Origin of the sequence: Haliea sp. (assembly GCF_040222615.1) — a bacterium.
Taxonomy (GTDB): domain Bacteria; phylum Pseudomonadota; class Gammaproteobacteria; order Pseudomonadales; family Halieaceae; genus Haliea.
The window spans coordinates 1-11,214 of record NZ_JAVKCQ010000179.1 but is presented as its reverse complement, the minus strand read 5'-3'; the positions used below and the strand labels follow the sequence as shown (position 1 = coordinate 11,214).

Here is an 11,214-nt window from a genome sequence, read left to right as displayed (position 1 = left end):
CAGCGCCGGTGCCGGGCTGGTTGACGTAGCCCCCGAGGGTGATGGGGTTGGCCAGGGGCTGGGCGGTCGCCAGGGTGTCGTTGGCCAGATAGATGTTGGCAGTATCGTTGGTGTCTCCGTCCACGGCCTGGTTGCTGGATGCCAGGACGCTGCCGCTGAGGCCGAAAGTCACGCCGCCGGCGCTGCCCGCAACCGCAACACTGGTGCTGCCGCTCGCCTGCGCCCCATCGTTGTCGGTAACGGTGAGAGAAAAGACCAGGGCGGTATCGCCATTGACGCTGGGGGCGATGAAGCTCGCCTCGGCGCTGTCACTGCCGGCCAGCTCCACATCCGGCCCGTCTGTCTGCTGCCACTGGTAGCTGACGACGCTGCCATCGCTGTCGCTGGACCCGCTGCCATCCAGGACCACGGTGTCGCCGATATCCGCACTGGCGGGCCCGGCGATGACGGCGACCGGCGGCTGGTTGGGTGCCGGGGGCTGGGCGGTTTGTGAGCCGCCGCCTCCGCCGCCGCAGGCGGTTACTGCAAGGGTCAGGAGTAGCACGACCAGCGGACGGCGTTGGCAATTGACCAGCATGGCGGCCTCTTCTGCGCAAAGCAACGGTGTGAAAGTGTAAGGCTTCAGCTCGCCAATTGCATCGCCTGGAGAGGTTGATCCCCGCCGGTAACTACTGACGGCAGACAATACTCTCGAACATGCCCCTGGCCTCCTCAAGTTTCTCGAAGATGGGGTAGTTGCTGTCGATGGCCCAGCTCACCGTAAGTACGTTCAGGGTGCCGACGACCATGGAGGCAAGGATTTCGGGGCTGAAGGTTGCGCGGGTATCGCCCTGCTCCTGGCCGGCGGTAAACAGGCGGGCAAAACTGTCCAGGGCCGAGTTGTTGATCTCGCGCTGGGTCTCTGGGTCGTTCGCAAAGACGGTCGGTGCCGCGAGGATCAGTTGCCGGTCGATGTCCTCGTAGCCGGCAAAGGCGGTCTCGATGAAGGCGATCATGGCCTCCAGGCGGCCCCGGGTGTCGGTGTGATTCCTGATCAGAGCCTCCAGCATCGGACCGGACTGGCTGTACAGGCGGGATACTCCCAGGCCACCCAGCAGGGCGTGCTTGTTGGGGAAGTAGCTGTAGAAGGTGCGCCGGGCCACATCGGCTTCGGCACAGATCTGCTCGATGCTGGTCTCGTCTATTCCCTGGCGCCGGAACAGCTCGTAGGCGGCATCCTCAATGCGTGCACGGGTCTCGAGCTTGCGCTTCTCCCTGCGCCCCTGTGGTGCCTCAACTATGCCCATGAAATTTCCGTAATCCGGTTGCATTTCAGCAGCCATTAAACTAATTTGTAGACAAATGTGCAAGTTTGCGCGTGCGTGCACTTCATCAATCACAACAGGTTACAGAGAGTAAAGTCATGTCTGATCGTTTGCTAGTGGTGTCCTCGGACTGCCACGCCGGCCTCCACATCGCCGATTACAAGCCCTATGTCGAGTCGAAGTATCACGACATGCTGGAGATGGCCGTGCCTGTCCAGGTAGAGCTCATGCAGAAGGCTGAGAAGAGTTTCCTGATCCAGGAAATCAACGATGCTTGGCGGGCGCCCATCCAGAAGCAGCTGACCGGGGCCTGGGATTACCAGGAGCGGGTGAAGATGCTGGATGAGGACGGCATCGCCGCGGAGATCATTTTCCCGGACGGTATCACCGAGATGAACACGCCGCCCTTCGGCGCCGGTCTCGGCCTGTCACCCCGGGACCAGGTGCCCGAGCTGCAGTGGGCCGGCGCCATGGCCCACAATCGCTGGCTGGCGGAATTCTGCGCCAACAATCCGGCCCGTCACATCGGTGTCGCCTCCATTCCCCTGCTGTGGGACGTGCAGCAGGCGGTGGACGCGGTGCGCTGGTGTGTCGACAATGGACTCAAGGCAGTGATGATTCCCACCCTGTGGGGTGAGCACGCGCCCTACCACGACACCAAATACGATCCGTTCTGGGCAGTTTGCCAGGACCTGGGCGTGATCATCCATTTCCACTCCGGTCCCGCCCCGCATCCTGAATACTTCGGCAAGCAGTGGCCCCAGGAGGATCGCAGCGACGAGCTGCCCGGCGCCATGGGCATCTATGTATCGGAGGTCATGTGGTGGCTGTACCGGCCCCTGACCTTCATGATCTGGGGTGGGGTATTCGAGCGCTTCCCGCGCCTGAAAGTCGTCATGACGGAGGGCGGCACCGTGTTCATGTTGCCACCCTGGCTGCGCCTGCTGGATCACAACTACCACGATGTGCAGTTTTCCGCCAAGCTGGGGGATTTCCGCAGTCATCTCTCCATGTCGCCCACCGAGTACTTCCAGCGCAATATCGCGGTCGGCGCGTCCTGTGTGCCGCGACAGGATATCGACCTGCGCACGGTACTGGGGGTCGACAAACTGATGTGGGGCAGCGATTTCCCGCACCCGGAGGGCACCTGGCCGCACACGGGGGAATACCTCCGGGAGACCTTCGCCGGGGTGCCCGAGGACGACGGCCGCAAGATTCTCGGTGAGAACGCCGTCGCCTGGTATGGGCTGGACCGCGCCCGCCTGCAGACCGTTGCCGACCGGATCGGCCCCAGTACTTCCATCTTCCATGTCAGGGGAGAAGCCGCATGACGACCAAGATAGTTGAAGCCTGTGAATCCAAGACCAACACCACCCCGGATTTTCCCATGGGCTGGTACTCCGTCGCCCGCAGCCACGAACTACAGGTGGGCGAGGTCAAGCGCGTGCACGCGTTCGACCGCGAGTTTGCCCTCTACCGCACACGCTCGGGCCGGGCAGTGCTGCAGGACGCGTTCTGTCCTCACCTCGGCGCCCACCTGGGTGTGGAGGGCAGTGTAGTCGGCGAGTCCCTGCGCTGCCCCTTCCACGGCTGGCGCTTCGACGCCACGGGGCAGTGCGTGGAAATCCCCTACTGCGATGAGATTCCCGAGCGCGCCCGCATCCGCACCTGGCACACCGGCGAGCAGAACGGCGAGATCTACATCTGGTTCCACCCCCAGAACCTGGAGCCCAAGTGGGAGCTGCCGGTACTGACCGAGCTCGGTGACGACAACTGGACGGCGCCGCGTTACGCGGAGTTTGAAGTGCCCGCCCATATCCAGGATATCGCGGAAAACTCCTGCGACCCGGTGCACTTCCGCTATGTTCACCGGCAGCCGGATGTGCCGCCTTCGGAAGTGACTATCGATGACGATGGGCGCACCCTGCACCTGCGGGCAGATGCCGCCCAGGCCGCGGTTCCACACAAGCTGCACGCGATGGTGCTGAACCCGGGGCTGGCGGTGGTGCGCACTTCCTACGGCCCGGGTGCGGAGATGGTGGTCTACAACAGCTCCCAGCCCATCGACAAGCACACCACCCTGCTGCGCTGGACCCTGTCGGTGCGACGGGAAATCGAGGACCTGGCGGGCGACGAGGTCATGAAAGGCATCATCGCCGGTATCCAGGACGACTACCCGATCTGGGCCAACAAAGTGCACAAGCACAAGCCGCTGTTCTGCCGCGAGGACAAGACCCTGGTGCTGTACCGCAAGTGGGTGCGCCAGTTCTATATTGACGTAAGGGATATTGCCTGAGATGCGTGATTTCAAGGACAAGGTGGCAGTAATCACCGGTGGCGCCAGCGGCGTTGGCCGTTCCCTGGCCTTCGCCCTCGGTCGACGCGGCGCCCGCATCGTGATTGGTGATGTGGACGCCGCGGCCATGGAGGCCATTGACCGGGACCTGGCGGCCGAGGGCATTGAGGCCCGGGTGGCGTCCTGCGACGTCACCAACGTCGCCAGCCTGGAGAACCTGGCGGACATCGCAGCCGAGCACTTCGGCGGAATCCAGCTGGTATTCGCCAATGCCGGCATCGGCGCCGGTGAGTCGGGCGCCATGTGGGACTACTCCGAGAAGGACTGGCAGTGGTGTTTCAACGTCAACATCTGGGGCGTGATCAACACCATCCGCGCCTTCATGCCGCGGCTGGTGGCGGCAGCCGAGCCCGCGCATTTCGTGGTCACCGGTTCGGGCAACGGCGCCCTGCTGGTGTTCCCGGACGCGCCGATCTACACCGCCAGCAAGGCGGCGGTGCACGCCATTACCGAAAACCTGCACTACCAGCTGCAGGCGGCCCAGAGCCCGGTGAAGGTCAGCGCCCTGTTCCCCGGCCCGCACGTGGTGGAAACCGGGCTCTTCAACTCCGGCCGGGTGCGGCCCGAGGCACTGAAGAAAGAGGTCGAGGGCAACGCCTCGGGCATCAGCTCGGTGGACGACATGAAGCGCATGGCGGCGGAATACGGTATCGAGCTGAAGACAACCCACCCCGACGAGGTCGCCGCGATGGCCGTGGAAGGGCTGGAGCGAGATGCCTTCTGGCTGCTGGCCACGACGCCGGAAACCGACGAGAAAATCCGTGCCCGGGCCGAGATGATCCTCAACCGCGACACCCCGGTGCCCAACATGGTCGGCGGGTAAATCGAGACCAGCTCCTTCCCCGATAACAGCAAAACAGGAAGCTCAGAGATGTCCAATACAGCAAACGCGCCCCAGGGCAGCCCCGGTGATATCGGCAACTGGCCGATGCTGAAGATCGTCTATCGCACTGATCCCGAAGCCATTGCCGCCGTGCTGCCCCCGGGCATCAAGCCCGGCGCGAAACCCCATGTCACCCTGACCATTTATAACGTGCCGGTCCCGGATGAGCCGGAATACGGCATTCTGCAGACGGTGGATGCAGACTATAACGGGATCGCGGGCGAGTATGCCCTGGGCTACGGTATCGACCAGGAGTCGGCCATCTTTATCAGCCGGGACCACAACGGCCAGCCGAAGTACCCCTGCACCACCGAATACTACCGCCAGGGCGCCAACGTCAGTGCCCGGTCCACCCATCAGGGCTATACCTTCGTGGAGTTCCGCGGTACCTCCAGCGGCAAGAACGAGCCTCTTCCGGAGTTCGACATGCACGAGTGGTGGGTGAAGTTCTCCCTGGCGGTAGGGGTCATGCCGGACCCGGCCAGGGGCTACGACTTCCCCCCCCATGTGGTTCACGTGCGCAGCAAGTACGGCACCGCCTGGCGGGAGAGTATCGAAGGTGAGCTGGTCCTCCGCGACAGCCCCTGGGATCCGCTGGCCAGCCGCCTGCCCCTGCGCGAGCAGGTCTCCGCACACCTGTGGTGGCCCACCTTTCTCGACCGGGAAATCACCCTCGCCGGACCGCTTGACCCGGAGGGCTTCATGCCATTCACGGACACGATTTCCGGCTCCCGCTGGCAGGGAACCCGCGGCGGTCCGCGCCGCAGCTGAAGTATCCGTCTGTTCACCCGGTACCAGCGGCGGGCTGTGCATCGCCGCTGGCGACTCCCTCGGGCAGGGTGTTTGTGTGCTTGATCACTGGCCGGCTCACGCGCGTCAGCAACTGCTGCGGTTTCCTGCAGACCCGAGGATGCAGGCCTGGCAGGGATGGTTTCCCGCGGCGGACTTGGCCATACTGGCGTAATATGTACCCCGTATACTGATAGACGCCCACGTTGGAGCCGCTGATGTCCCTGCGCAAGATCAAGCACGCCTTTACCCTGTTTTTAATGAAAACCCTGGCCGGCCTCGGCCCCAGTCCCGCCTACATGGCGTACACCGGCAGCGGCAGCGCCGCGGCACTGTGCCGCCATATCATCCGCAGCGGCGTGCGCAAACTGTTGCTGGTGACGGACAAGCCGCTGCGTGATCTCGGTATCGTCGACCAGGCGACGGCGGCCCTGGCGGGCTCGGGGGTGGAGATCGTGATCTATGATGGCGTCGAGCCCAACCCCACTTATGACCAGGTGGCGGCCGGGCGCAAGTTGATGCTGGAGTACCATTGCGATGCCGTGCTGGCCATAGGCGGCGGTTCCTCCATCGACGCGGCGAAAATCATTGCCGCATCGGCCAGCAGCGATGAGGACCCGAAGACCTGGGTGGGCTTTGGCAAGGTCAGGCACGAAGTGCCCAAGCTGTACGCGATCCCGACGACTTCCGGCACCGGCTCGGAAGCCACCGTGGGCGCGGTGATCTCCGACAGCGCGACCCTGGAGAAAGGCGTGATTTCCGGGGCCGGCCTGCTGCCGGCGGCGGTGGCGCTGGACTCCGACCTGATGCTGGGTATGCCGGCGCCGATTACCGCCGCCACCGGTATCGACGCCCTGACCCACGCTATCGAAGCGTACATCTGCGTCTGGGACCGGGGCACCCGCAAGGAGCACGCGGCCATGGCGGCCCGGTTGATTTTCCGGCACCTGCGCGACGCGGTGACCGACGGTGCCAATCGCGAGGCCCGCGACGCCATGGCCCTGGCGGCCTATTACGCCGGCATCGCCATCAATCAGGTGAACGTCGGCAATGTGCACGCCATCGCCCACCAGATCGGCGGCAAGTACGGCATCCCCCACGGCCTGGCCAATGCCCTGGTGCTGCCGCACGTGCTGGAGTACTGCCGGGTCGAAGCCGGCGAGGCGCTGGCGGAACTGGCCCTGCTGGCGGGTGTGGGCACCGCCGGCGAGCCGGTTGATACCCTGGCGGGCAAGTTCATTGCCGCGGTGGTGCAGTTGCGCGCTGATGTCGGGCTGCCAGAGACCACCGACAGGATCCGTGCCCAGGACTACGATTACCTGGCAGGCCTGGCACTCAAGGAGTGTGAGAGCTATCCGGTACCGAAGCTGCTGGAGCGGGAGCCCACCCTGGATATTCTCCGCAAGATTACCGCCTGAGGTTGCCGCCAGAGTCGCGTTTCAACCGTGGAACACGGTGGCGCCGGATTCGGCCTCATTGACCGCGGCCCGCATAAAGCCAAACAGCTCGCGCCCGGTGCCGTAGTCCGAGCTGTCATCACTGCGCTGGGCGGGCTGCCGTTCGCGCCACTCGTCCGCAGGCACCAGCGCCTGCAATTCCCCCCGTTCGCTGTCCAGGCGGATGATATCGCCCTCGCGCACCCGCGCCAGCGCGCCACCGGCTATGGCCTCAGGGCTGACATGAATGGCGGCCGGGACCTTGCCGGAAGCACCGGACATGCGCCCGTCGGTAACCAGTGCCACCTGGAAGCCGCGGTCCTGGAGGATACCCAGGTAGGGAGTCAGCTTGTGCAGCTCGGGCATGCCGTTGGACCGGGGCCCCTGGAAACGCACCACGGCGACCAGGTCGCGCTCCAGCTCGCCGGCGTCAAAGGCATCCTTGAGTGCCTCCTGGGAATCGAACACCCTGGCCGGGGCCTCGATCACGCGGTGTTCCTCCGCCACCGCGGAGACCTTGATAACAGCCCGGCCGAGATTGCCCTGCAGCAGGCGCAGGCCGCCCTCCGCTGAAAACGGCCCTGTGGCCGGGCGCAGCACCGCCGGGTCTGCGCTGCTGGCGACGCCGTCGACGTAGTCGAGGCCGGTGCCGGCAAGGCGCGGCTCACGGGTATAGTGGCGCAGCCCCGGCCCCCAGTTGGTCAGCACATCTTCATGCAGCAGGCCGCTGTCGAGCAGGGTGCGAATCACGAAGGCGGTGCCGCCGGCGGCGTGGAAATGGTTCACATCGGCGCTGCCGTTGGGGTAGACCCGGCTCACCAGCGGGGTGATGGCGGACAGCTCGCTGAAATCCTGCCAGTCGATGATGATGCCGGCGGCGCGGGCGATCGCGATCCAGTGAATACTGTGGTTGGTGGAGCCTCCGGTCGCCAGCAGGGCGACGATGGCGTTGACAATGGCTTTCTCATCCACCACCTCGGCCAGCGGCGTGTATTCCCTGCCCAGCGCGGTAATCTTGCAAAGACGCTGCGCGGCGGTCTCGGTCAGGCACTGGCGCAGCGCTGTATCCGGTGGCTCGAAAGCGGCGCCGGGGATGTGCAGCCCCATCGCCTCCATCAGCATCTGGTTGCTGTTGGCGGTGCCGTAGAAGGTGCAGGTGCCCTTGCCATGGTAGGCGCCGGCCTCCGCTTCCAGCAGCTCCTCGCGGCTGGCCTTGCCTTCGGCGAACAGCTGCCGGACCCGCGCCTTGTCGCTGTTGCCAAGGCCGCTGCTCATCGGGCCCGCCGGTGCGAACACGACCGGCAGGTGGCCGAAACTGAGAGCTCCGATCAACAGTCCCGGGACGATCTTGTCGCAGACGCCCAGGCACAGCACGCCGTCGAACATATTGTGGGAAAGGGCGATGGCGGTGGCGCCGGCAATGATGTCGCGGCTGAACAGGGACAGCTCCATCCCCGCTGTGCCCTGGGTAACGCCGTCGCACATGGCGGGGACACCGCCGGCAACCTGGGCGGTACAACCCACGGCGTGGGCCGCCCGCTTGACGATCTCCGGGTACTCCCCCAGGGGTTGGTGCGCGGAGAGCATGTCGTTGTAGGCGTTGACGATGCCGATATTGGCCGCCTCCACAAGCCTGAGCGCCTGCTTTTCCCCGGGCTCACAGGCGGCGAAGCCGTGGGCGAGGTTGCTGCAGGACAGGCTGCCGCGCTGGGGGCCCTGGTGGCGCATGCTCGCGATGCGCTCCAGATAGGCCCGACGGGAGTCGGCGCTGCGCTCGGCTATGTGGTCGGTGATCTGCTGCAACCGGGGATCAGTCATCGGGAGCCCACCAGATGGTCAGGGGTGTCCTGGTTTGGGCCAGTACGCTGGCCACGGGATAGCCGCGGTCCACCGCGGCTTCCAGCACCTGGCGTTTGCCGGCGCCGGTGATGTGGAGGTGGATATGGCGGCTGTCCAGTACCGCAGCCAGGGTCAGGGTCATGCGTGGATGTGGCGCGGTGACCGGGTCGGTAGCGGCCACCCGGGCCGGGTTGGCGGGGTCCAGCAACATGCCCAGGTCGTGCGCCTGCGGGAACCAGGAGGCGGTATGGCCGTCGCCCCCCATCCCCAGCACCACGGCGGTGAACGGGCGCGACAGGTGCTCTAGCCGCGCCGCCACGTCGGCGACGGCGGCATCGCAGTCCGCGCCGGGGGTCTTCAGGCCCACGAAATCCGCGGCGGCCGCCCGCGCCTGCAGCAGGCAGCCACGCACCAGGGCCTCGTTGGAATCCGGGTCATCGGGGTCCACCCAGCGTTCATCGACCAGGGTGATCGCCACCCTCTCCCAGTCCAGTTCAGCCGCGGCCAGGGCCCCGAACATGTTCCGGGGCGTGCTGCCGCCGGACACCGCGATGCTGCTGCGGGGGTGAGCCCTGAGGTCGGCCCGCAGCTCCGCGGCGAGCTGCGCTGCCAGCGCCGCATCCAGTTCCGCGCGGCTGTGGAACTGGCGCCACTCACTCATACCAGCTGCGACCGTCCACGGCGACCAGGGCGGTGGCGGCGCCGGGGCCCATGGTGCCGGAGTTGTAGGGCTTCACCGGGGTACCCGCCTCCTCCCAGGCGGCGATGATGGAGTCGATCCAGTGCCAGGCGGTTTCCACCTCGTCCCGGCGCATGAACAGGGTCTGGTCGCCACTGATGGCGTCCAGCAGCAGTCGCTCGTAAGCGTCATAGCTCACGCCCTTCTGCGCCGGGTCCTCGGTGAGGTGCAGCTCCACCGGCTGCAGGCGCAGCTTGCGGGTCAGGCCCGGCTTCTTGTTGAGGGTGTGCAGGCTGATGGTTTCCTCGGGCTGGATCCGGATCACCAGCTTGTTGGTCAGTTCGTTGGGGTCGTTGGCGAACAGCGAAAACGACAGTTTTTTGAACTCGATAACAATCTCGGAGTAGCGCCGGCTGAGGCGCTTGCCGGTGCGCAGGTAGAAGGGCACCCCGGCCCAGCGCCAGTTGTTGATGCTGGCCTTGAGCGCGACGAAGGTCTCGGTGCCGCTGGCATCTTTGTACTCGGCTTCCTCGAGGAAGCCCTTTACCGCCTCGCCCTTGACCGCACCGGCATCGTAGCGCCCGCGCACCGTACGCTCCTTGGCGTTGGCGGCGGTAATTGGCTGCAGGCAGCGCAGGACCTTGACCTTCTCGTCGCGGATATCCGTGGGGTCGAGGCTGGTGGGTGGTTCCATCGCCACCAGGGACAGGACCTGCAGCAGGTGATTCTGCACCATGTCCCGCAGGGCGCCGGTCCTGGAATAGTAGCCGCCGCGGCCCTCCACCCCGATTTCCTCGGCCACGGTAATCTGCACGTTGTCGACAAAGGTGTTGTTCCACACCGGGTGCAGCAGCGGGTTGCCGAAGCGCACAGCCATCACGTTCTGCACGGTTTCCTTGCCCAGGTAGTGGTCGATACGGAAGGTGTCTTCCTCCGGGAAGACGCTGGCAACCTGCAGGTTGATCTCGTGGCAGGACGCGAGGTCGTGCCCCAGGGGCTTCTCCAGCACCACCCGGCTCCTGGTCTGCACCGCGCCAGCCTGCTGCAAGTGGCTGCAGATGGTGCCGTAGAGTGCCGGCAGAGTGGCGAGGTAGAACAGCCTGATCGGCGCGCCGTCCGTGTCCAGCAAGCGGCTCAGGTTCTCGTAGTCGCCGCCATCGCTGGCATCCACCCGGACATAGTGCAGGTGCTGGCAGCAGCGCTCCCAGACCGCTGTGTCCCAGTCCTTTTCCGCAACGTAAGTCTGCAGGTTGGCATGGGCCTCGCTGCGGAACGTATCCGAGTCCATGTCGCGGCGACCAGTGGCGATGATGCGCTGCAGGCGATCGGCGAGACCGTGGCGGTGCAGCTGGTACAGGGCTGGCAGCAGCTTGCGGGTGGATAGATCCCCGGTGCCACCGAAGATTACCAGGTCGACCATGTCAGTCATTGCAGTCAATCCTCAACAGTGCGTGGCAGCGCGCGCAACCAGCCCGCCGTCAGCGTCAGGGCGTGGACGAAATCCGGCGTCGGACCCTCGGAGCAGGCGAAGCCGTGTTCCGCATTGCTGTAGTGCTCGCTGGTGACAGTCACGCCGGCTGTGCGCAGCCGTTCTGCGAACTGTAAACCTTCATCGCGCAGGGGGTCTCGCTCGGCAGTGATCACCAGACTGGGAGGCATCGCTGCCAGTCCCGGGTCGCGCGCGGGCATGGCGCCTGCTGCAGCGGCCTGTTCCACGCCCCCGCCGGCAAGCCAAATATCCCAGAACCAGCGCATCAGCGCGCTGGTCAGGGTCTGTCCCGTGGCCCGCTCCACGTAGGAAGCATAGGGTGCGCTGTAGTGGTCCACAACCGGGTAAATCAGCAGCGCACCGGCGAGGCGCGTCCGGGTGTCGGGGTCGAGGGTCAGGGCAGTGCAGGCGGCGAGGTGGCCGCCGGCGCTGTCCCCTG

At 65.5% G+C, this 11,214-nt stretch carries 11 protein-coding genes; 5 read left to right on the top strand and 6 right to left on the bottom strand.

The window, feature by feature from the left end; all coding sequences use genetic code 11:
* Together RJQ10_RS14600 and RJQ10_RS14595 are read right to left on the bottom strand one after the other, a co-directional pair.
* Positions 1-577, bottom strand: a 577-nt coding sequence (locus RJQ10_RS14600) for a PKD domain-containing protein (protein WP_350147878.1), incomplete at its 3' end; no start/stop codon positions are given.
* Positions 578-668: 91 nt separating this feature from the next.
* Positions 669-1,286 (bottom strand): TetR/AcrR family transcriptional regulator, encoded by a 618-nt coding sequence (locus tag RJQ10_RS14595; RefSeq protein WP_350147876.1) that lies wholly within the window; start codon positions 1,284-1,286, stop codon positions 669-671.
* 116 nt (positions 1,287-1,402) lie between these two features.
* Between RJQ10_RS14595 and RJQ10_RS14590 the strand changes: the two genes are divergently transcribed.
* From RJQ10_RS14590 to RJQ10_RS14570, 5 genes are all read left to right on the top strand, one after another.
* On the top strand, positions 1,403-2,635 hold the full coding sequence (locus RJQ10_RS14590; protein ID WP_350147874.1) for an amidohydrolase family protein: 1,233 nt from the start codon (positions 1,403-1,405) through the stop codon (positions 2,633-2,635).
* The gene (locus RJQ10_RS14585; RefSeq protein ID WP_350147872.1) at positions 2,632-3,600 is read left to right on the top strand and encodes a Rieske 2Fe-2S domain-containing protein; all 969 of its coding nucleotides are present in this window, start codon (positions 2,632-2,634) and stop codon (positions 3,598-3,600) included. The genes RJQ10_RS14590 and RJQ10_RS14585 overlap by 4 nt, the downstream gene beginning before the upstream one ends.
* A gap of 1 nt (position 3,601) precedes the next feature.
* The gene (locus tag RJQ10_RS14580) at positions 3,602-4,483 is read left to right on the top strand and encodes an SDR family NAD(P)-dependent oxidoreductase (RefSeq protein WP_350147870.1); all 882 of its coding nucleotides are present in this window, start codon (positions 3,602-3,604) and stop codon (positions 4,481-4,483) included.
* A gap of 48 nt (positions 4,484-4,531) precedes the next feature.
* Positions 4,532-5,314, top strand: coding sequence for an acetoacetate decarboxylase family protein (locus RJQ10_RS14575; protein ID WP_350147868.1), 783 nt, complete (start codon positions 4,532-4,534; stop codon positions 5,312-5,314).
* Positions 5,315-5,550: 236 nt separating this feature from the next.
* Positions 5,551-6,750: an iron-containing alcohol dehydrogenase gene (locus RJQ10_RS14570; RefSeq protein WP_350147866.1), complete on the top strand. Its 1,200-nt coding sequence runs from the start codon at positions 5,551-5,553 to the stop codon at positions 6,748-6,750.
* Positions 6,751-6,771: 21 nt separating this feature from the next.
* Here the strand turns inward: RJQ10_RS14570 and edd are convergent, their stop codons facing one another.
* From edd to RJQ10_RS14550, 4 genes are all read right to left on the bottom strand, one after another.
* Positions 6,772-8,586, bottom strand: coding sequence for a phosphogluconate dehydratase (gene edd / locus RJQ10_RS14565; protein ID WP_350147864.1), 1,815 nt, complete (start codon positions 8,584-8,586; stop codon positions 6,772-6,774).
* Positions 8,579-9,268 carry a 6-phosphogluconolactonase gene (gene pgl / locus RJQ10_RS14560; protein WP_350147862.1) on the bottom strand — a complete coding sequence of 230 codons (690 nt, stop codon included), beginning with the start codon at positions 9,266-9,268 and terminating at the stop codon, positions 8,579-8,581. The genes edd and pgl overlap by 8 nt, the downstream gene beginning before the upstream one ends.
* On the bottom strand, positions 9,261-10,715 hold the full coding sequence (zwf, locus tag RJQ10_RS14555) for a glucose-6-phosphate dehydrogenase (RefSeq protein WP_350147860.1): 1,455 nt from the start codon (positions 10,713-10,715) through the stop codon (positions 9,261-9,263). The genes pgl and zwf overlap by 8 nt, the downstream gene beginning before the upstream one ends.
* 5 nt (positions 10,716-10,720) lie before the next feature.
* On the bottom strand, positions 10,721-11,214 hold a 494-nt coding region (locus RJQ10_RS14550), incomplete at its 5' end, for an alpha/beta hydrolase fold domain-containing protein (protein ID WP_350147858.1).